Below are 20,762 nucleotides of genomic sequence, written 5' to 3' on the forward strand. Positions count from 1 at the left end.
CAGTCCCAGGCATGGGTGCCCTCGACCTCGTCGCCGATTGGCCAGTACCCACCGTCGCCGCCGCGGTGGTGGGGCCGGAGGGGATAAGGGCCCAAACCGGCCCTGTCACGCACCAATTCGCGCTCGCATCGGTCACCAAACCCTTGGTGGCCCGGTCCGCACAGGTGGCGCTGGAGGAAGGTGCCGTGGAGCTTGCGACGCCGGCCGGTCCGCCCGGTTCGACCGTCGAACATCTGCTGGCGCACGCCTCGGGGCTGTCAATGCTCTCCGAAGCCGTCATAGCCAAGCCCGGTACTCGCCGGGTGTATTCGAACTATGGCTTCGCGGTGCTGGCGCATACGGTGCAGGCCGGGTCCACCATCGAGTTCGGTCAATACCTCCGCGAGGCGGTATTCGAGCCGCTCGGTATGGGGCACACGGTGTTGCCCGGCGGAGCCGACACCGCCGGGTACGGGGGAGCGTCCACCGTCGTGGACCTGGTGGCCTTTGCCGGCGAGCTGCTGCGCCCTCATCTCGTCACGGTCGAGACGCATCAGCGTGCGACGAACGTCGTCTTCCCGGGATTGGACGGGGTGCTGCCCGGTTACGGCGTGCAGCGTCCCAACGACTGGGGGCTGGGCTTTGAGATCAAGAGCACCAAGATTCCGCACTGGACCGGCGCCGAGAATTCACCGGCCACCTACGGACACTTCGGGCAATCCGGCACGTTTTTGTGGGTGGACCCGGTTGCCGATCTGGCGCTCGTCGTGCTGACCGACAGGCCCTTCGACGGTTGGGCCAACCAGCTGTGGCCACAGCTCTCCGACGCCGTGCTGGCCGAGTTCGGGTAGAGGTTCTCAAACTCTCAGGAAGCCGTTACCTCAAATTGGGCTCTGGGACTGGCGCAACACGCGCACCACAGGGCACAATGGTGTCACAAGGCACATTGGTGTAATTCGGTAACACGCTCTGAAAGCTTCGCGAGTCGTTGGGGAAGACGTCCTCGTCGAAGACAAAGGAGCACTACGAATGCACGCGTCGCCTCAGTTCGCCGACTCGACAACCGGCGTGGTGTATGTCCATGCCTCTCCGGCTGCGGTGTGCCCGCACGTCGAGTGGGCTTTGTCGTCGACCCTGTCGGCGATCTCATCGAGCCGCCCGGCGGAAGTCTCGCTGCGCTGGCAGGCACAACCAGCCATGCCGGGGCAGCTGCGCGCCGTCACCAACTGGGTGGGCCCCGTCGGTACGGGTGCGCGCCTGGCCAACGCCCTGCGCTCGTGGCCCGTGCTGCGCTTCGAAGTCACCGAGGACGCCAGCGATGGCGTGGACGGACAGCGCTTCAGCCATGTCCCGCAGCTGGGCATGTGGAGCGGCAGCACAAGCGCCAACGGCGACATCATGGTCAGCGAGATGCGGCTGCGCGGTCTGATGGATGCCGACCCCGGCAGCATCACCGCCGAACTCGACAACATGCTGGGCACCGCGTGGGATGACGCGTTGGAGCCGTACCGCAGCGGCGGCGACGGCGCCGAGGTCACCTGGCTCCGCGGAGTCGGTTAAACCTCAGCTCTTGTTGGCGTTACCGATCAGACGGCTCACCAGGAAACCGATGTAGGCGAGGCCGCCGAGGCTGCCCACGATGCGGGTGCGCCGGAACGCCAGCGCAAGGCCGAGCAGCAGCTCGGTGACACCGTTCTGGTAGACCCAGCGGCGGGTGTCCTCCGGGAAGGCGACCTTGGAGAGAGACTCGAACGGCTGGGGCGCGATGAAATGCGCGACACCGGTGGCTGCCAGTCCGGCGCCGCCCGCCCGGAATCCGATACCTGCGAGGCGAACGCCCAGGCGCACCAGATTCTCGATGAGCGCCGACAGCCGCTGAAACAGGCTCGGCCCGACCTTAGTCGTGACGAGCGTCGCGGTCGGCTGACCGTCGACAAGCAACTTGAGTGCCTTCTTGCGCCGAAGTGCCATTCCCCAGACTCCCTTGTCGATTATGTGAATGAAACGTCACTCTAACAGTAGGGGGATGGCTAGGCGTCGGCTTGTCGCGTGGCGACGTCGATGCCGAACGTCTCCACCAGGAAGCTCACGATCGCGGGTGTCACCCGGCGCGGCCAGAACCGCAAGGTAGCCAACGTTCCAGCCGAAACTACTTGCGCACCAACGATATCGATGGCGAGATTGTGCGCGTCGGCCGCCGGGTGCAGCGGGTCGGCGGTGAGCGAGAGGATCATGGTGGGCGCATCAACGGCCCGCCGTACCGCGCGTGGCGGTGCCATGCGGCCCACCAGCATGCCCTTCATGAACGCCGCCGAGCGCGACGGCGGAGCGGTCAGGAACGAGCGAATCAGACCCAGGGTGGGCTGCTCGGTTTCGGGGAACGATCGGGCCACCGCGCCTACCAGCCACACCAGCGGCCGACCGAGAGTGAACAAGGTGAGCCCGGCCGACCACAGGTACCCGGCGACGCCGATGCCGTTCTCCAGGAACGGACCCTCCAGCAGCAGCCCGGCCACCCGCTCGGGTGCCAATGCCGCCGCCTCCACCGAGATATTCGCGCCGACGGAGGTGCCACCGAGCACCGCGCGCTCGATGCCCAGGGCATCCAGGGCGCCGATGAGCTGGCGGCCCAAGGCTTGTGAGTTGTAGCGGTCCGGCTCGAGCGGGCGCTCATCGGCGGTGGTGCCGAGCAGGTCCAGGCAGATCACCCGGAAACCGCGCTCGGCCAATTCCTTGGCCCAGGCGTGTTCCAGATAGTGCGAGGTGAGGAAGGCGTGGGACAGCACCACAACGCGGTCCCCGGAACCGAACTGGCGATATGCCAGCCGGTGTCCGTCGACCGTGACCGTGGTGCCGACCGTCACAGCGGGATGTTCTTGTGCCGGCCGCGCCGTGAGGGCGCCTCGGCGAGGGCGCGGGTCAGCACCGCGCGGGTCTGCGACGGCTCGATCTCCTCGTCGACGACGCCGATCTCGATGGCGCGATCCACGCCACCGGCGATCCGCTCGTGCTCGAGGGCCAGCTCCTCATGCAGGGCCTCGCGCTCCTCTTCGGGGGCGGCGGCCAGCTGCTTTTTGTGCAGGATGCCCACGGCGGCCTTGGCGCCCATGACGGCGACCTCGGCGTCCGGCCAGGCGAACACCTTGGTGGCGCCCAGCGAGCGGGAGTTCATGGCGATGTAGGCGCCACCGTAGATCTTGCGGGTCACCAGCGTGACGCGCGGAACGGTGGCCTCACCGAACGCGTGCAGCAGCTTGGCGCCGCGGCGCACCACGCCGCCCCACTCCTGGCCCACACCGGGCAGGTAACCCGGCACGTCCACGAGCACGATCAGCGGAATGCCGAAGGCGTTGCACAGGCGCACGAAACGCGCTGCCTTCTCGGCACTTTCGGAGTTCAGGCAGCCACCCAGACGCAGTGGGTTGTTGGCCAGCACGCCGACGCTTCGCCCGGCCAGGCGGCCCAGGCCGATGACCATCGACGGTGCCCACTTGCCCTGGAACTCCTCGAACGGGTCGTCGGCGTCGAGCAGCGCGTTGACGATCGGGTGCACGTCGTAGGCGCGCTTGGCCGACTCGGGCAGCAGCGCGCGCAGATCGGTGTGATCGGCCTCGGCGCGGTTGCGGTCGAAAACGCCCTGCTGGCAGAAGAACCCGACCAGCTTGCGACCACGCGCGTAGGCGTCCAGTTCATCGTCGGCGACGATGTGGCACACACCCGACTTCTTGTGGTGGGCCTCGGGGCCACCCAGGGTGGCCATGTCGACGTCCTCGCCGGTGACGCTGCGGACCACGTCGGGTCCGGTGACGAACACGCGGCTCTCCGGCGCCATGATGATGACGTCGGTCAGTGCCGGGCCGTACGCCGCACCGCCGGCGGCGAAGCCGACGACGATCGAGATCTGCGGGATGTACCCCGAGGCGCGGATCATGGCCTCGAAGACCAGCCCGACGGCGTGCAGGGCCGAAACCCCTTCGGCCAGACGGGCACCGCCGGAGTGCCAGATACCCACAATCGGGCTCTGCTCCTCGATGGCGGTGTCGTAAGCGTTGACGATGTGGCGGCAGCCCTCGATACCCATGGCGCCGCCCATGACGGTGCCATCGGTGCAGAAGGCGATGGTCCTGACTCCATTGACCGTGCCACCGGCGGCCAGCACACCCGAGCGGTCACGCTCGTGTAGCAACTCGACGGTGCCGTCATCGAAGAACGTGCTCAGCCGGAGCAACGGATCGCGCGGATCGAGCGATTCGTCGATGGCCTCGGGAGCCAGGATCGTCATCTTGAGCCTCTCTGGTGCTTAGTACTTGCCAAAGGCAAGCGCAACGTTGTGCCCGCCGAATCCGAACGAGTTATTGATTGCGTATTTAAAATCCCCGTGACGCGGCTCTCCCGCAACGACATCCAGGTCGATTTCGGGATCAAGGTTGTCAAGATTGAGCGTCGGCGGGATAACGCCGTCGCGCAGTGCGAGCACGGTGAGCACCGATTCCAGAGCGCCGACGGCGCCAATCGAGTGGCCGAGCGCCGACTTGGGCGCATACACCGCGGCATGCTGCACACCGGCGACGTGGATGGCGTTGGCCTCGGCGACATCGCCGATCGGGGTGGCCGTGCCGTGCGCGTTGATGTGGTCAATGTCCTTGGGGGACAAGCCAGCTGTCTGAATTGCGCGGGTCATCGCGGCACCGGCGCGCACCCCATCGGGGCCCGGGGCCACCATGTGGTACGCGTCGGAGGTGATGCCGGCGCCCATGATGCGGGCCAGGATCTGCGCGCCACGAGCCTTGGCGTGCTCTTCGGTCTCGATGACCATGAGCGCGCCGGCCTCGCCGAACACGAATCCGTCGCGGTCCTTGTCGAAAGGACGAGAAGCCTTCTCCGGCTCATCATTTCGGGTCGACATGGCGCGCATCATGGAGAACGCGGCGATCGGCAGGGCTTCGATCATGCCCTCCACGCCACCGCAGACGACCATGTCGGCATCGCCCATCACGATCTGGCGCCACGCGTGCGCGATGGCCTCGGAGCCGGAGGAACACGCCGACACCGGCGTGATGACACCCGCGCGGGCGCCGATCTCCAGGCCCACCACCGCGGCGGCACCGTTGGGCATGCACATCTGGACGGCGAGCGGCGAAACCTTGCGAATGCCATGCTCATTCATGGTGTCGTAGGTTTCGACGATGCGCTCGCCACCGCCGAGCCCGGTACCGATGACGACGCCAAGGCGGTCCTTGTCGATGTCATCGGGCGTGCCGGCGTTCTGCCACACCTGACGGCCTACGAGCAGCGCCATGCGCTGCACGTAGGCCATCCGGCGAAGCTCCAACCGGGTCATGTGGTTGTCGATGGGCTCCTTGAGGTGCCCACCGATCCACACGGGCAGACCGAACTTCTCGACGAATTCGTCTTCGAGAACCTCGATGCCGCTCTCCCCGGCGATCAATCCCTTCCACGTGCCCTCGATGTCAGGCGCGATAGATGTCGTTGCGGCGAGAGCCGTCACAACGACGTTGGGGAAGCCACCGTTGGCAGTGGAAGGGGTTGTCACTAGTCCTAGCCCTCCAGCTGCGCGCGGATGTTGGCTGCGGCCTCGGGGTTTTCCTGCTCGAGCTTCTCGATGTAGTTGACGACATCGCCAACGGTCCGCAGACCGGCCAGATCCTCATCGGGGATCTTCACGCCGTACTTGTCCTCGGTCTGGACGGCGATCTCAACCATCGACAGCGAGTCGATGTCCAGGTCGTCGACGAACGACTTCTCGAGGGTGACCTCGGAGGGCTCGATACCGGTGACCTCTTCGATGATCTCGGCGAGACCGGCGACGATGCGATCTTTTTCTTCTGCGGTGGCCACTCGGTGGCTCCCTTCGGTGTTGTGGACTGCGGGTGCAGCCCTGGGGTGAACTCTGTGTTGTGAAACGGGATGAGTGGGCGGCGCTGCCCGCCCATCCTGGGTACTACTTATTGGTGGTTTGGCCGCTTACAGCTCGGCCAGGGCGTCGAGGTCTTCGAGGGATTTCAGGGCCTGGTTGGTGACGCCACGCATCTCACGCTTCGCGATGCCGGCCAGTGCGCCTGAGGGCGGCAGCTCCACAACGGCCTGCACGTCCGCGGTCTTGAAGTATTCGGTGCACAGATCCCAGCGCACCGGGGAGGTGAGCTGGTTGACCAGCTTCTCCATGGCGTCGACGCCGGAGGTGACGGGGGTGCCATCGAAGTTGGACAGCAAGGTGGTGACCGGCTCAGACGGGAGGATCGCGGCCGCTGCGGCGGCGTACGCCTCCTGTGCGGGAGCCATGAAGTGGGTGTGGAAGGCACCGGCGGTGGCGAGCTGGCGCACGCGCGCCTTGGCCGGGGGATCCTCGGCCAGCTTCTCCAGTGCGGTGATGCGGCCGGCGGCGACGATCTGTCCGGCGGCGTTGCGGTTGGCGGGGATCAGCTCCAGGGCCTCCAGGCGCTCCAGCACCTCGGCCTCATCACCGCCCAGCACGGCGGACATACCGGTCGGGTCCAGCGCGCACGCCTTGGCCATCTCGGCGCCACGGGTGGCGGCCAGAGCGACGGCTTCGTCGGCGGAGATGACCCCGGCGATGGCGTAGGCGGCGATCTCGCCAACGGAGTGGCCGGCGACCACGGTGGTCTTGGCGTTGAGGTGGCCGCGCTTGGTCAGCTCGTCGTAGGCCAGCAGGGTCAGTGCGACGACCAACGGCTGAGTGATCGAGGTATCGGTGATCTCCTCGGCGGTGGCGGTGGTTCCCAGGCGCACCAGATCGAGTCCGCTGGCCTTCGACCACTGCTCAACCTGGTCGGTGGCACCGGGCAATTCGAGCCACGGTGTCAGCATGCCGGGAGTCTGGGATCCCTGTCCGGGAGCGAGCAGCGCAATCACGTATTTAAGAGAACACTGTGAAGGGCCGTTTGCGCCGTGTAAGAGAAAATGAATCTTGTCTTAAGTATTTGTGGGATGCCTACAAAAAAGCATCCGTTGCGACCCGATCTATACCGTCTCGCAATGTGGGACCTCGCAGGTGACCAGCGAGTAACCCGTCTAAGCCTTAATGACGTTGATTGTGACTGGTGTGATTCCTGGTTCAGGAGTGAACACCTCGGCGTGCTCCTGAGCCAGTCTGCCGACGGTTGCCGCGACACGCAACACATAGGCATCACGCGGGGACGTTGGGTCCCTACCGGTGAAATCGGTGATTCGCTTAAGTCGATAGCGCACAGTATTTGGGTGAACAAACAGTGCGCGTGCGCACGCCTCGATCGCGCCCCCGGAATCTAAGTAGGCGTCGAGAGTTTCGGTGAGGGCCGGGCCGGCATCGCCGAGCGGGCGCATCACTTCTGTATTGAGGGCCGCGATGGCGGCCTTGTCGCCCAGCAGCGCCCGTTCGGGCAGCAGCTCGCGCGAGGACACCGGACGGGGCGCGCCCCGCCACCCCGACACCGCATCCATCCCCGAGAGCGCCTCCACGGCGCTGGTGTGTGAGGCGCTGAGCGTGCCCGCCGTGGGCCCGATGACCACCGGACCGTCGGCGAAGACCGTCAACAGATCGACCATGAACTTGTTGTGGGCCGTGATCGGACCCGACGCGATGGTGAGCAACCGGGTGCCCTGGATGACGGCAAGTGCCCCGCGACCGTGCCGTTGCGCGACCTCATGGACCAATGTGGTTGCGTTGGCGATGATTTCCGGCCGGGGAGTGCCGACGATGACTGTTGCCGGTGCGGTGGTGTCCCAGTTGAGTGCGGCCGCCCGGGACAGCATGTCCGGTCCGGTGTCGCCGCGTACCACCGCGTCGACCACCGTCGCCTCCAGGCGGGAGTCCCAGGCTCCGCGGGTCTCGGCGGCTTCCGCGTACACGCTGGCCGCCCCGAATGCGAGATCGCGGCTGTACCGCAAGATGCCCTCGGTCAGCGTCACCAGCTGCTCGTCATTGCGGGCAAGCAGGGGCAACACCTCTTCGAAAAACTCCATGGCGGTGCGCACCATGTCGACGGAATGGCGCAGTGCCAGGCGTTTGGCGAGGTCCTGGGGGACCACCTCGAAGGCCTGCATGGTGAAGCCGACGGTGCCCTCGGGGTCGCGTATCCACTCGACGAAGTTGTTGATCGCCGTCTGGACCACCAGCGCGACGCTGGAGCGCTGCGAGGCCTCCAGGTCGGTGAAGAAGGGCAGGCGCTCTTCCATGACATGGACGGCTTCGGTCGAGAGCCGACCGGAGTACTGCTTGATCCGGTGCAGGAGCGCCTCGGGCACCTCGGCCCTTTCGCGCGGCTTGCGGGCCGCGCGAAATCCGCGAGGAGAGGTCGCCGAATTGTCGGGCATCCCTAAAAGGTACCCCGGATTCCTAGTGGGAAACCGCCAAATTCGGCGAAGTTAGGCGCTCCCGGTGTCCTTATACGAGACGTCGGCGGCCGACACGTCGTCGATCTTGTACTGCGCGGCAGCCCGCACGGCGACCTCGCGGTCAACGGCACCCTCGTCGGCCAGTGCCTCGAGTACCGCGACGACGACAGACTCGGCATCGGTGTTGAAGTACCGGCGTGCGGCCGGGCGGGTGTCGGAAATGCCGAACCCATCGGCCCCGAGGGTCCGGTACGTTCCCGGCACCCAGGGCCGGATCTGCTCGGGCACCGCGTGCATCCAGTCCGAGACCGCGACCTTGGGACCCTGGGCGCCCTCCAGCGCCTTCGTCACGTACGGGACGGCCTTGGGACGGTCCGGGTGGCGCAGCGCCTGGTGATCAATGGCCAGGCCGTCGCGGTTGAGTTCACCCCAGGACGTCACCGACCACACGTCGGCCGCCACGTCCCACTGTTCGGCCAGCAGATCTGCCGCGCGCAGCGCGTCGGGCAGCGATACCCCGGAGGCGAGGATCTGCGCCTGATGCGTGCGCGCCTCGGGCGCCACGCGGAACTTGTAGATACCGCGCAGGATGCCCTCGACATCGACGTTCTCCGGCTCGGCCGGCTGCACATACGGTTCGTTGTACAGCGTGATGTAGAAGTACACGTTCTCGCTGTTCTCGCCGTACATCCGCTGCAGGCCGTGCTCGACGATATGGGCGATTTCGTAGGCGAATGCCGGATCGTAAGCCACCACAGCGGGATTGGTGCTGGCCAGCAGCAGCGAGTGGCCATCGGCGTGCTGCAGCCCCTCGCCGGTCAGCGTGGTGCGCCCCGCCGTGGCGCCCAGGACGAACCCGCGTGCCATCTGATCGGCCGCGGCCCACAGGCCGTCGCCGGTGCGCTGGAAACCGAACATCGAATAGAAGATGTACAGCGGGATCATCGGCTCGTCGTGGGTCGAGTACGACGTGCCCACCGCGGTGAACGAGGCGGTGGAACCGGCCTCGTTGATGCCCTCGTGCAGGATCTGCCCCTGCGCGCTTTCCTTGTAGGCCAGCATCAGATCGGCATCCACCGCGGTGTACAGCTGGCCGTTGCGGTTGTAGATCTTCAGCGACGGGAACCAGGAATCCATGCCGAACGTGCGTGCCTCGTCGGGGATGATCGGGACGATGCGGCTACCAATGTTCTTGTCGCGCAACAGTTCCTTGAAGGTGCGCACCAGCGCCATGGTGGTGGCGACTTCCTGCTTGCCCGAGCCCTTCTTCACCGAGGCGTAGACCTCCGAGCCCGGCAGGGTGAGCGGACGCGACTTGGTGCGTCGCGAGGGCACGAATCCGCCCAGCGCGCGGCGCCGGTCGAGCATGTAGCGGATCTCGGGAGCCTCCGGGCCTGGGTGGTAGTACGGCGGCAGGTACGGGTTCTCTTCGAGCTGCGCATCCGAGATCGGGATCCGCTGCTTGTCGCGGAAGTCCTTGAGGTCGTCGAGGGTCAGCTTCTTCATCTGGTGGGTGGCGTTGCGGCCCTCGAAGTGCTTGCCCAGGGTGTAGCCCTTGATGGTCTTGGCCAGGATGACCGTCGGCTGGCCCTTGTGCTCGGTGGCCGCCCGGTACGCGGCGTACACCTTGCGATAGTCGTGACCGCCGCGCTTGAGATTCCAAACCTGGGCGTCGCTAAGGTCTTTCACCAGCTCCTTGGTGCGCGGATCGCGCCCGAAGAAGTGTTCGCGGACGTAGGCGCCGTCGTTGGCCTTGTAGGTCTGGTAGTCGCCGTCGGCGGTGGTGTTCATCAGATTCACCAGCGCGCCGTCACGATCGGCGTGCAGCAGGGCATCCCATTCGCGGCCCCAGACGACCTTGATGACGTTCCAGCCGGCGCCGCGGAAGAAGGACTCCAGCTCCTGGATGATCTTGCCGTTGCCGCGCACCGGACCGTCCAGGCGCTGCAGGTTGCAGTTGACGACGAACGTCAGGTTGTCCAGGCCCTCGGTCGCGGCGATATGCGCCAGGCCGCGCGATTCGGGCTCGTCCATCTCGCCGTCGCCGAGGAAGGCCCACACCCGCTGATCGGAGGTGTCCTTGATGCCGCGGTCGCGCAGGTAGTGGTTGAACCGTGCCTGCATGATCGCGTTCATCGGGCCCAGGCCCATGGAAACCGTTGGGAATTGCCAGAAATCGGGCATGAGGCGCGGGTGCGGGTAAGACGGCAGGCCGCCGCCGGGGTGGCTCTTCTCCTGCCGGAACCCGTCGAGCTGATCGGTGGTCAACCGGCCTTCCAGGAAGGCGCGGGCGTAGATGCCGGGGGAGGCGTGGCCCTGGATGAAGATCTGGTCGCCGCCGCCCGGGTGGGCGTTGCCGCGGAAGAAGTGGTTGAAACCGACCTCGTAGAGGGCCGCCGAGGAGGCGTAGGTCGAAATATGCCCGCCCACACCGACCCCTGGCCGCTGCGCGCGGTGCACCATGATCGCGGCGTTCCAGCGGATCCACGCGCGGAAGCGGCGTTCGGTGTCCTCGTCGCCGGGGAACCAGGGCTCATTCTCGGTGGCGATGGTGTTCACGTAGTCGGTGGACGTCAACGCCGGGATGGCCACCCGACCGGCATTCGCCCGCTCCAGCAGCCGCAGCATCAGGTACCGCGCCCGGGCGGGACCCGAGCGGGCCAGCAGACCGTCAAACGACTCCAGCCACTCGGTCGTCTCGTCCGGGTCGATATCGGGCAAGTACGACGCCACACCTTCGCGGATCACCCGAACGCGCCCTGTGTTCTCGGATGGACTTGCCGCACTTGAATTTCCGGCCAGGTCTTGGCGAGCGAACTCCGTGGTCAACTTTTCTGCTCCTTAGGGGTGGGGGTGCAGATCTCAGTCACAATCAGATCGGTACTCCCATCGTGCCGCAAGTCACTTGCTACTAGCGAGTCTGGTCCAGTCACCAGGTCCAGAGCGGCTCCAGCAGGTACCGTCGTGACATGCGTATGGCGGCGCTGTTGATCGCGCTGGCGGCCATCTGTGCAGGGGTGGTGGCGGGCTGCACCGTGACTACGGGAGGGCAGGCGTCGGCGCCCAGCGAATCGGTGTCGGAGTACCGCACGTACATATCGCAGTCCATCGAAACGTCGCGGTCCGAGGAATCCAAGCGTCAGGAGACATCGCGGGCGCAGGCCCAGGCTGATGCCTGTGAGACGTTCGCGATGACGTCGAATGCCGCCGTTTCGGCGGGTAATGAGCTCATCTCCGTCATGAACGACGAGGGCGGCTACGGGTCGAGTGCGGAGGCCAAGGTGGGCCCGGTCATCAATGCGCTCAACACCAGCGCCGGACAGATCGACTCCGTCAAGGCGAAGGCGCAGACCGACGAACTGCGCGATGCGCTGACGCAGTACGTCGATCAGTCCCGAAAACTGGCCGGGGCGTTCGATAATCGGCTCAGCAGTGGCACTCTCAACTCTGTGGTCCGTAGTTTCAACGACGCGCGGGAGCGTGCCGGGAAGATCTGCGAACCGCTTCTGCAGACAAAAGGCCGATAGTGCCTGACGAGGATTGCCACTGGCATGCGACGATGTGAGCATTCATCCCAAGTGCGCAAGCACGCACCCGTGAATAAGGAGGGGCCGAACGGTGGTCGCGGCGGCTGACGCCTCGAACTATGCCCACAAGCTGGGCATCCAGCGAGATCAGCTTGTGCAGGAGCTGGGCTGGGATGAGGACACGGATGACGACATCCGGGCTGACATCGAGGACGCATGCGGTTCGGAGCTTCTGGACGAGAGCTCCGACGATGTCATCGATGTGGTCCTGTTGTGGTGGCGCGATGACGACGGCGATCTTGTCGACGCGCTGATGGACGCCATCACTCCACTGGCTGAGGACGGCGTGATCTGGGTGTTGACGCCCAAGACCGGCAAGCCGGGCCATGTGCAGCCTTCGGAAATCGCCGAGTCGGCACCGCCGGCGGGCCTGGTACAGACCTCCTCGGTCAATCTGGGGGACTGGAGCGCGACGCGTCTGGTGCAGCCGAAGTCGTCGCGCGGCGGGCGGCGCTGATGCTGCCTGTCGGGACCGTCGCACCCGATTTCACCCTGCGGAACCAGAACAACCAGCCCGTCAGCCTGAGCGATTTTCGCGGTAAGAAGGCCGTGCTACTGGTGTTCTTCCCGCTGGCGTTCACCGGGGTCTGCCAGGGCGAGCTGGACCATGTGCGCGACCACATCGGAGACTTCGAGAACGACGACGTGCAGATCATCGGGCTGTCGGTGAGTGCCGGGCCGATCCACAAGATCTGGTCGAGCTACAGCGGCTTCACCTTCCCGATCCTGTCCGACTTCTGGCCGCACGGTGCTGTTGCCGAGGCGTACGGGGTGCTCAACGAGAAGGCCGGATATCCGAACCGCGGGACTTTCGTGGTGGATGCCGACGGAATCATCCGATTCGCCGAAATGCTGGACCCCGGGCAAGCCCGTGACCAGGCGGGTTGGGTAGAAGCGCTGGCCGCGCTACATTCGTGAGCTGATTCCCACGTTGGCGACGACGTGGACCGGGCGTGTAGCTCAGTGGTAGAGCTCTGGTTTTACACACCAGCGGTCGGGGGTTCGAAACCCTCCGCGCCCACCAAGAAGTGCGGGTCTATCTCGCTGTCTGCCACAGTTGTGGTCGCGTTCTTTCGAGGTAGTTCCCCAGATCTGTCAGAGCCTGGCTTGCCGATCCGCTGTAGAAGCGATGCAGGAAACGTTCGTGGGGATCAGCGGTCTGCACTCCAGACAGGTTCCAGTTCAGAAGCGTGCCGCCATAGTGATCGGTGAACTCCACCTGCTGTACCCACTGGGCGGACGGCCCTCGCGAGGCTTCCGCTTCTAGTGTAGTGGCCCAAAGCCTTTGTGGCTCAATGCTAATGATTTCGCAATCGAAGTTGCCATTGAAGCGTGTGCCCAAGATCGGCAGACACCTGAGGTTGAATTTTTTGTCGACGACGGGCTCGTAGTCGGTTGCGTTGAACGACCAAAGACCGGGCTCGTCGGGGCCAGGATTCTCGAGGCCGACGAAAACGGACCACACTCTATCCACGGACGCCGGGTAGCAACGCTTGATGAACGGCATGTGACCTCTCGATGCGCCTTTGCCCGACCGCCCCTCACTCTAGCGGGACTGCATTGAGAGCTTTGCTGAGGTATCGAAAGGCCGATAGGAGCGCCGACGGTTCGCTAAAGGCCGGCGCCGTCAGAACATTGTGTTGCCGTTGGCCGACTCCGCCGGAACGTCCCGAATCACGTCCCAGTGCTCGACGATCTTGCCCCCATCAACGCGGAAGATGTCGACCACCGCTTGTCCGCGGTCCTGTGGGTCATTGGTCGAATGCACGTGCAGATAGACCAAGTCGCCATCGACAGCGCTGCGCACCACCTTGGCCGCGGCCAGAGGATGCTCGGCGAAGAATCCCGCGAAGTAGGACACGAACGGCGCCTTGCCATCCGGCACATTGGGGTTGTGCTGCCGGTAGTCGTCGGTCACTACCTCGGCGGCCTGCTGCACCTCGTGCTTGTTGAAGAACCGGTCGTAGAAGTTGAGGACAAGCTGACGGTTGGCCTCTTGGCGTCCACTATCGCGCCCGTCGGATGCGGAAACGTCCGAATGTCCACACGCGGACACAAGGCCGGTCGCGCCGGACAACGTCAGCGCCAGCGCGACAGTGGCCAGGGTCAGTGGTCTTCTCATCTGGCTACTTTCCCATCCCACATGAGGCTCAGTCCAAGTCGGCCAGAGCCTTGCGCGCGGCATCGAGTTCGGCTTCCAGCGCGGCGACCTTGGCGGCCTGCTGCGATCGCGCTTCCTCGATTACCGCGTCGATAGGGGTGGAGAGATCCTCGTGCAGTTCCTTGGCGGCACGGGAGACGGCGGCCGCCGCGACTGCGAGGTTGCGGGCCAGGTAGGTGCTGCCCTGTTTGAGTTCGGCGTGCCATTCGCCGTCGGCGGTGCCGGTGACGGTGAGAGTCAGTTCGAGAGTCTTGGCTCTCTTGCCCGTGGCCTTCTTAGGGGTCGCCTTCTGCGACTTTTCCTCGGTAGGAGCTTCGGCGGTCGGCGCAACAGGGCTCACCAGAACCTCGGGAGTGCTTGGCTCCGTGTCCAATACGTCTACTGCTGGACTATCTACGGTCATCGTCACAATGAGCTCCTTCTGAAGGTTCGCGCGCAGTGGGCGGGTAGTGAGAGTCATTAGAACGCACGTTCGATAGATTGCGGCAACTCGCCGCGCACGCGGCTGGGCTAGTCGGCGGCGGGGCGTGAGAGGCTTCGCGGCCTCATCGGTGCCGGTTAGCAGGCAAACGCCTTGATGTTGCCTTCTAGCAACCTGCGGCATGGACTGCTGTTCATGTTTGAGTCACGGCGAAACCTGCCTCTCGTGACATTTCCGCAGATCCAGGCTGGCTGAATGACCGAACCCGCTGGTGGATGGCCGAGCCGCGTGTTGGGTGTTCGCTGCAGTCGCTCCGGAAACGCTTTCGATAGTGATGCTGACACCTTTTTGCCCCTATAGCCGGTGACCTCGCCATAATTCGCGATCTTGAAGGCGCAAACTGTGACGAAACAGTCTCAGTGTTGACAAGAGAGGGTCTCGGCCTTAGATTCTCCACCATTGCCATGTGATGTGTTTTCGCAGTAAGACGCACTGAGTGGCATTGCCCATCGAAGGGCAAGCGCACGGGGGTTCGACCCGATCGGGTTAGGACGGGACACGGAGGGGTTCGGTTTCATGAAGTTGCCAAATTTGGCACGTCGAAGCTGTTTCACTTCCATCGCAGCGTCTGTCGCTGCTGCGATGGGGCTTATGGTGGGCGTTTCTGACGCCGCCGCGGATCCGCAGGGGATGCCGGACCAGTACCAGCAGTTCGTGACGGATGACGGCTGGACAGTTGGCCTGACGCTGACCAACGAGGTCATCGATCACATCGACAACATCGCGGGTGCGAGCAACTCTTGGCAGGCGCGCGTGTCTTATCGGGCCGAGGCGACCATCACGGGCTCTGGGTCTGCGGTCATTCAAGATGCGCAGTTGGAGACCGGGTACTTCGTGGGTTGCCGCACCGACTCCTCGTCGGGTGTGGAGTTGGGCGGGGACCTCGGTTTGACGCTCTCTCAGCAGGTTTTTGGCCAGGGCTATGGCGGTGGCTACGGACAGGGCAGTCAGAGCGGTGGCGGTGGTGGCGGCTTCGGTGGTGTGTCCGGCGGTGGTTCGTTGGGCGCCCAGGAGCACATCGGCGGCTACATGCGCGTGCTGCTCAAGCCGGGTGGCCTGGCTCAGCTGCCGATGGACCGGATCAACTTCCGGAACATGCGGGCGGTCTCGCAGGTGCGTAACCAAAACGTCGAAGCCGATGGTTGCGGTGGCCAGGTGAAGATCCAGTCCTTCGCGACGTTCCGGATCCGCACCGAGAACGGCAACGACACCCAGACCATCTACGGCGAGCCCAAGGATCTGTGATGACTATCCGTACCCGTGGCGCCGCGCTGATGGCTGCCCTGGCTTTCGTTTCTGCAATCGTGATGGGTTCTGCTCCAAAGACTTTGGCGGATCCCATCCAGCCGCCGCCCCCGAAGCCGATTCCGTATCCGGTGGCCCAGCCCGATGATCTGCCGCGCATATCCCCGATCGGTGGGGCTCAGGTGAAGACGAACACGCCGTTGGGCCTCGGACCGGGAACCGGTCGGCCGCTGGCGGCAGGACGCGAACGCTCCAACGTCACGATCTCGCCATCGCCGACCGATGGCACCCACCTGCCGACGGCGATCGCCGGTAAGGATGTCGTACTGCACTTGCCGCAGGAGCGTGAGCTCACGCCCGCGCAGTGGGGTGACGGTGGCGCGGCGACTTTCACTTCGCGTGACACCGACTACCGGATTTCCCCGTTCGCCGGGGGTGGCGCCGATGTGAACATCATCCGGCGCACCATTTTCACGCCGGAGAACTTCACGTTCGGCCTGCGGGTTCCTGAGGGCACCCACGTGCGCCAGGGCAGCAATGTGGTGCTGGTCGAGTCCGACGCCGCGCCGGGACTGCCTGCTACGACTATTGCGACGTTATCGGTGCCGGTGGCACGCGATGCCAAGGGCAATCCGGTGCAGGTGAACCCGGTGATCCACGGCGACTACATGTATCAGCAGTCCAACTTGGCGCTGGATCTTGGACCCGCGGACATCTTCGCCTTCCCGATCACGATCACGCTGTCCTACCGGGCGTCGTCGATCCCGGCCAGCGGTCAGCTGGCCACTGACTGGGAGGGGCTGCCTGAGGGTGGTGGCCCGCCAGAAGCGAAGAAAGCCGCGCAAATCATCGGTGCGCCAGGCGATTACGTGGTTGATCCCGGAGGTGCTTACCGGCCCGCCAGTGTTGATCCGGTCCTATATGCCCAGCGGCATGCCGATCGCTGCCTGTCTGGGCCCAACGAGTTCCGATCCGAGGACGGACGGACAGCGGACTTCTGGACTTCGTGCCAGCGGCAGGCGATGTGCCTGGATGTCACGCCGGCCCAGATGTCGGTGGATGTGTGCAAGAACCAGGCGTTCGCCAATATGTCGGCGCAGTGCACCGCCACGTTTGGACAGACCGGGCCCGACTACGAGGCATGCCTCAACGTCGCCAACGGTCATGCGGCGTGGTCCAAGGAGAACTTGCTAGGCGGTTGGGTATGCCAACCGGCCGGGCCAGGTACCAACACCAGGTTCTTGCCCTCGAACAACAACCGTTATTGCAGTTGACCGGTCGGGGGACAACGATCGCAGGCCGAGCCTGACTTAGAAGAGAAAAGGCAACTGCTGATGACGCCGATGAAGGCGCGCAAAATGTCTGTACCCGAGGGGATTCGGCGCAGCTTGGCTGCTGTCGCGGTGACCGCTGTGGCTATGGCGGGCTGGCACATCACCGACGCGCCGACAGGGATCGGAGCCATCAACCTGGTGCCGGGGGCCACCGCGGACCCCACAGGTCCTACGGGACCCACCGGCGGCATGACTGACGGCGGCGGATCGCAATTTCAGCCCCCAGGCGTGCCCAGCTCCATGCCGGACTACCAGGGTGGCAATCGGGCGCCGTTAGACCAAAACAATGGGATCAGCATCTACAACACGGGTGCCCCGCAAGCTGGACAACAAGCAGGGCAGCAAGGCCAGCAGACCCAACAGGGCGCGCAACAACCCCAACATGGCACCCAGCCTCCCAATTACCAAACCGCTACCCCGTACACCCAAGGGCCTGGCCAGGCGAACCCGGACTATCAAGCGCCACAACAGAACACACCACAACAGGGTTCGCAACAGCAGCCTCAACAACAGCAAGCCGATCAGCAGCAGGATCAGCAGTCTGATCAGCAGCAGAACCAGCAGGACCGGGACAACCAGGATTCTGAGCAGCGGCGCCAGCAGTGCGATGAAGTTGCACAGCACTACCAAATCGCAGAGACGGTGTGGAACACCGGGGCCAGCGGTGGCTCTTATGTTGGCGGGCAACTGGTGCCGGGCCGGGAAGGCCCCGGTGAAGACGGCTGTAACTGCTCGAATACACGCAACAACCAGAAGCAGTCCAAGGACGAGGAATCCCAGAAGTGCAAGGGACAGCCCGTCAACGTGCCAGATGGCCAGGCCGCCTCAGCGATCGCATCGGGCCCCAACGATGCAAATACGGCCTTACGCTCGCAGATGGCCGAGCAGAAGAAATGGCTGGAGAACCGCCGCGATGAGATCAATGACAGCTTCTTGCGGCGCAATATCGGCAACCGCGGGGAGCTATCCAACATCAACGATCGACTCAATGAGATCAAGTCGATTGAGAACGCATTGGCGCAGTCGCCGAATACCTATCTGGTGGATTTCAACGGCCCGGGCACCCCAACGACCGGCCGCGGGATGTGGGACACCAGTGAGCGGATTCTGGCCGCAATTTCAGTGGGCAATCCGGCGGTGGCCGATCACGTCTCGGTGACGGTGCCCGGCATCACCAGCTGGACATCCTCATCGCTGTCGAGCATGGTTCCCGAGGCTTACAACCTCGCTGTGGAAGGCGGCAAGCAACTGCAGTTGTCAGGTCACGGCGGTGAGACGGTAGCGTCGATTGCGTGGATCGGCTACGACGCGCCCGGCATCGATCTGGGGGCCGCCACCCCGAGTAAGGCCGCCAAGGGCGCTCAGAACCTGAAGCTGTTCTTGTCCATGATGCAGGCGACTAATCCGAACCAGACAGTGGCCTTGTTTGGTCATTCGTATGGTTCGCTGCTGAGTTCGTATGCGCTCAAGAACGGCGCGTCGGAGTATGTCGACTACGCGGTGCTCTATGGCTCGCCGGGTCTGGCCGCGGGCACGCCCGGCGGGCTGGGGATGAGTCCTGATCGGGTGTTCGCGATGCTGGCCGAGAATGATCTGATCGGCGGTATCAACCCGTTGTGGTCCAGCCCCTATAAGGGGAATTTCAAGCAGCTGCTCGCTGATCAGGGAGGCTGCAGCCCGCTGGATAATCAGTTCCGCGAGCGTGCCTACGGGCATTCGGAATATCCGCGGAAAGGCTCCAACAATTTGCTGCGTATGTCGGGATACAACTTGGCTACCGTGCTCATCAACCAGCCGGGGCTGGCGATACCGGCTGAACCAGGAATCATCACCAAGGAAATGAAGTGAGGTTCCAAGTGCGAGAGTATCGCCATTACGTCCACGCAGGAGGATCTGTGCATGCCACGTCCAGACGTTCACGTTGGAGTGCCGGGGCTGCGGCACTGGCAGCTGCGGTCGTGGTCATGAGCGGTTGCAGTAGTGGTGATTCGGGTAAAGGACCAATGAGCGCGGAGCGCCTTCAAGAAGAAATCGCCAAGCTGGCTCCGAAAGGCTCATCGGAAGAGGGTTACGCCGCTGCTGAAGCTGCTATCGCCCAGATGGCCGACCAGATCGCAGCCCTGGTGCCCGGCCTGACCTGGAAATGGCACGATGACGGGCTCCACTGGCTTAGCTGCCTCCAAGACACCCGATACGAGACGCCAGCCGAAGAATCAGTGCTGGCGGTCACCCGCAACACACGGTCTGCATTGTTCAGCGGCCCGATCCCTGAGGACGTGTGGCCAGCCGCCGTCAAGATCGTCGAGGACAAAGCGCGCGGTTTCGGAATCACACAGTGGGCAGGAAACACCGATGTGGCCCAAAACCACGACATCGTCATCCACGACAACGACTACAACCCGGACCCCAACAACCAATGGACGAACAGCTTCGAAATCGGTACCCGCGTCGTAGCGAGGCTGGCAGGGTCAGTGGGCTGTCGGCTATGGCAGAAATCTCTGGACCGTTACCAGTCTGAACAGGGCAATCCTCCTGCCAGCGGCACCCGGTAAGGCCCAGAACGTGACTGACTCTATAAACAACGACACTGACGAAACGCAGCGGAGCCAACAGCTCGATGACGACGCGGCCACGGGCCCGGTCCAATCCGGAAGCCACCGTCGGCTGATGAGCCGCCCACCGATTCGCCGCTGGACATTAGTTGCGAGTGCAGCCCTCATAGTTGTGGCAGCCCTCGCTGTCGCCGACATGATTTGGTGGCGCCGAGCCGGGCAAGGCATTTGGTGGTTCCTGGTCGCCGCGCTAGCGGTGGCGGCGGCCTGGCTGCTTGCCACACGTACCTCGCACACCGGGCGCCGCGCCCTGGCTGCCAGCGTAGTCACGATAGTGGCCGCAGTCGCGGTCGGAGCCGACTATCTAGCCATCAGCCAAGGATGGCTAGTACGCCAGCTCACCGACAAAGAAATAGCGGCAGCCTGGGAACAAGCGTGGAAAGACGTCGATAAGGCTCCTCAGGCAGCGCCTGACTTCACAATCCTGCCGCGCCAGTACCCCGACCCCGCACAAAAGGTTTCCACAGCGGACACCGCTGCCCCGGTAGGTGCCTGCGCGCAACTCGGCGGCACCACGGCGCACTCAACGCTGTCGGTCGTGCCCTGCGACTCCGAGCGCAGCAATGTCAAAATCATCCAGCAAGTCAGCCACCCTCGTGAATGCGTCCGCGATGCTGACCAAAGCTACTACCACAATGGCCCTGATGGGCAATGGACTGCATGTCTGGACTACGCCTGGCAAATCAGCCGCTGCCTAGCAATCAGCCCCGGGAAAATCATCAATGTCGCGTGCGACGACCCCGCCATACCCAACAAAGAAAAACCGGTACGAGTCTTCCGCAACGTCAACCACACCCACGACTGCACCGAAGGCGGATTCGCCCACCCCGTGCGCCTCTACACCATCTGCACTGAAACCCAGCCTTAGCACACGCTGCTGCGTGGGTGGGCTGCTAAGGACATCTCGGCAACGATAACTGCGCAGCTCGCGAACCAACGGGCCACACGTAGGAGTGCGTATGAGAAGCTGGCCACACTAGGTGTTCGGTCCTACTCGAAATCCCCGGT

At 64.3% G+C, this 20,762-nt stretch carries 21 protein-coding genes and 1 tRNA gene; 11 read left to right on the forward strand and 11 right to left on the reverse strand.

Annotation, left to right across the window (positions count from 1 at the left end):
- The first annotated feature begins 11 nt into the window (after positions 1-11).
- Both AOT87_RS05500 and AOT87_RS05505 read left to right on the forward strand, forming a co-directional pair.
- Complete coding sequence (locus AOT87_RS05500) at positions 12-830, forward strand: serine hydrolase domain-containing protein (protein ID WP_057968471.1); 819 nt, start codon at positions 12-14, stop codon at positions 828-830.
- A 178-nt stretch (positions 831-1,008) separates the two neighbouring features.
- Positions 1,009-1,539, forward strand: coding sequence for a DUF3145 domain-containing protein (locus tag AOT87_RS05505; RefSeq protein WP_057968470.1), 531 nt, complete (start codon positions 1,009-1,011; stop codon positions 1,537-1,539).
- 3 nt (positions 1,540-1,542) lie between these two features.
- Here AOT87_RS05505 and AOT87_RS05510 read toward each other — a convergent pair whose 3' ends face one another.
- The 8 genes from AOT87_RS05510 to aceE form a co-directional block, all read right to left on the reverse strand.
- On the reverse strand, positions 1,543-1,950 hold the full coding sequence (locus tag AOT87_RS05510; protein WP_057968469.1) for a hypothetical protein: 408 nt from the start codon (positions 1,948-1,950) through the stop codon (positions 1,543-1,545).
- Between the two features lie 59 nt (positions 1,951-2,009).
- Positions 2,010-2,843: an alpha/beta fold hydrolase gene (locus tag AOT87_RS05515; protein WP_057964053.1), complete on the reverse strand. Its 834-nt coding sequence runs from the start codon at positions 2,841-2,843 to the stop codon at positions 2,010-2,012.
- Positions 2,840-4,261: a carboxyl transferase domain-containing protein gene (locus AOT87_RS05520; protein WP_057968468.1), complete on the reverse strand. Its 1,422-nt coding sequence runs from the start codon at positions 4,259-4,261 to the stop codon at positions 2,840-2,842. Before AOT87_RS05520 ends, AOT87_RS05515 begins: the two co-directional genes overlap by 4 nt.
- 18 nt (positions 4,262-4,279) lie before the next feature.
- The gene (kasA, locus tag AOT87_RS05525; protein WP_030095370.1) at positions 4,280-5,533 is read right to left on the reverse strand and encodes a 3-oxoacyl-ACP synthase KasA; all 1,254 of its coding nucleotides are present in this window, start codon (positions 5,531-5,533) and stop codon (positions 4,280-4,282) included.
- A 5-nt stretch (positions 5,534-5,538) separates the two neighbouring features.
- Positions 5,539-5,838, reverse strand: coding sequence for a meromycolate extension acyl carrier protein AcpM (gene acpM, locus AOT87_RS05530; protein ID WP_030095371.1), 300 nt, complete (start codon positions 5,836-5,838; stop codon positions 5,539-5,541).
- A 126-nt stretch (positions 5,839-5,964) separates the two neighbouring features.
- A complete protein-coding gene (locus AOT87_RS05535; protein WP_081343181.1) occupies positions 5,965-6,873 on the reverse strand; it encodes an ACP S-malonyltransferase in 909 nt (302 codons plus the stop codon).
- Positions 6,874-7,032: 159 nt separating this feature from the next.
- Complete coding sequence (locus AOT87_RS05540) at positions 7,033-8,313, reverse strand: PucR family transcriptional regulator (RefSeq protein ID WP_030095373.1); 1,281 nt, start codon at positions 8,311-8,313, stop codon at positions 7,033-7,035.
- 51 nt (positions 8,314-8,364) lie between these two features.
- Positions 8,365-11,163, reverse strand: coding sequence for a pyruvate dehydrogenase (acetyl-transferring), homodimeric type (aceE, locus tag AOT87_RS05545; protein ID WP_057968467.1), 2,799 nt, complete (start codon positions 11,161-11,163; stop codon positions 8,365-8,367).
- 140 nt (positions 11,164-11,303) lie between these two features.
- Between aceE and AOT87_RS05550 the strand changes: the two genes are divergently transcribed.
- The 4 genes from AOT87_RS05550 (at position 11,304) to AOT87_RS05565 (ending at position 12,945) form a co-directional block, all read left to right on the forward strand.
- A complete protein-coding gene (locus AOT87_RS05550; RefSeq protein WP_057968466.1) occupies positions 11,304-11,861 on the forward strand; it encodes a hypothetical protein in 558 nt (185 codons plus the stop codon).
- A gap of 91 nt (positions 11,862-11,952) precedes the next feature.
- On the forward strand, positions 11,953-12,378 hold the full coding sequence (locus AOT87_RS05555) for a DUF3052 domain-containing protein (protein ID WP_030095376.1): 426 nt from the start codon (positions 11,953-11,955) through the stop codon (positions 12,376-12,378).
- On the forward strand, positions 12,378-12,839 hold the full coding sequence (locus AOT87_RS05560; RefSeq protein WP_030095377.1) for a peroxiredoxin: 462 nt from the start codon (positions 12,378-12,380) through the stop codon (positions 12,837-12,839). Before AOT87_RS05555 ends, AOT87_RS05560 begins: the two co-directional genes overlap by 1 nt.
- A 31-nt stretch (positions 12,840-12,870) precedes the next feature.
- Positions 12,871-12,945, forward strand: a tRNA-Val gene (locus tag AOT87_RS05565).
- Positions 12,946-12,957: 12 nt separating this feature from the next.
- Here AOT87_RS05565 and AOT87_RS05570 read toward each other — a convergent pair.
- The 3 genes from AOT87_RS05570 to AOT87_RS05580 form a co-directional block, all read right to left on the reverse strand.
- Positions 12,958-13,428 (reverse strand): hypothetical protein, encoded by a 471-nt coding sequence (locus AOT87_RS05570; protein WP_057968465.1) that lies wholly within the window; start codon positions 13,426-13,428, stop codon positions 12,958-12,960.
- Between the two features lie 120 nt (positions 13,429-13,548).
- A complete protein-coding gene (locus AOT87_RS05575) occupies positions 13,549-14,043 on the reverse strand; it encodes a nuclear transport factor 2 family protein (protein WP_057968464.1) in 495 nt (164 codons plus the stop codon).
- Positions 14,044-14,071: 28 nt separating this feature from the next.
- Positions 14,072-14,485, reverse strand: a complete 414-nt coding sequence (locus AOT87_RS05580) for a DUF6319 family protein (protein WP_234795849.1) — start codon at positions 14,483-14,485, stop codon at positions 14,072-14,074.
- Positions 14,486-15,079: 594 nt separating this feature from the next.
- Between AOT87_RS05580 and AOT87_RS05585 the strand changes: the two genes are divergently transcribed.
- The 5 genes from AOT87_RS05585 (at position 15,080) to AOT87_RS05610 (ending at position 20,622) form a co-directional block, all read left to right on the forward strand.
- Positions 15,080-15,808, forward strand: coding sequence for an MspA family porin (locus AOT87_RS05585; RefSeq protein WP_046253336.1), 729 nt, complete (start codon positions 15,080-15,082; stop codon positions 15,806-15,808).
- Positions 15,808-17,082 carry a hypothetical protein gene (locus AOT87_RS05590; RefSeq protein ID WP_057968493.1) on the forward strand — a complete coding sequence of 425 codons (1,275 nt, stop codon included), beginning with the start codon at positions 15,808-15,810 and terminating at the stop codon, positions 17,080-17,082. Before AOT87_RS05585 ends, AOT87_RS05590 begins: the two co-directional genes overlap by 1 nt.
- A gap of 84 nt (positions 17,083-17,166) precedes the next feature.
- A complete protein-coding gene (locus AOT87_RS05600) occupies positions 17,167-18,990 on the forward strand; it encodes an alpha/beta hydrolase (RefSeq protein WP_131727345.1) in 1,824 nt (607 codons plus the stop codon).
- Between the two features lie 155 nt (positions 18,991-19,145).
- Complete coding sequence (locus AOT87_RS05605; protein ID WP_057966238.1) at positions 19,146-19,694, forward strand: LppA family lipoprotein; 549 nt, start codon at positions 19,146-19,148, stop codon at positions 19,692-19,694.
- 10 nt (positions 19,695-19,704) lie between these two features.
- Positions 19,705-20,622, forward strand: coding sequence for a hypothetical protein (locus tag AOT87_RS05610; protein WP_057968461.1), 918 nt, complete (start codon positions 19,705-19,707; stop codon positions 20,620-20,622).
- Positions 20,623-20,762: the final 140 nt, after the last annotated feature.

Origin of the sequence: Mycobacteroides sp. H003 (genome assembly GCF_001440135.1) — a bacterium.
GTDB classification, from domain to species: Bacteria; Actinomycetota; Actinomycetes; order Mycobacteriales; family Mycobacteriaceae; genus Mycobacterium; species Mycobacterium gwanakae.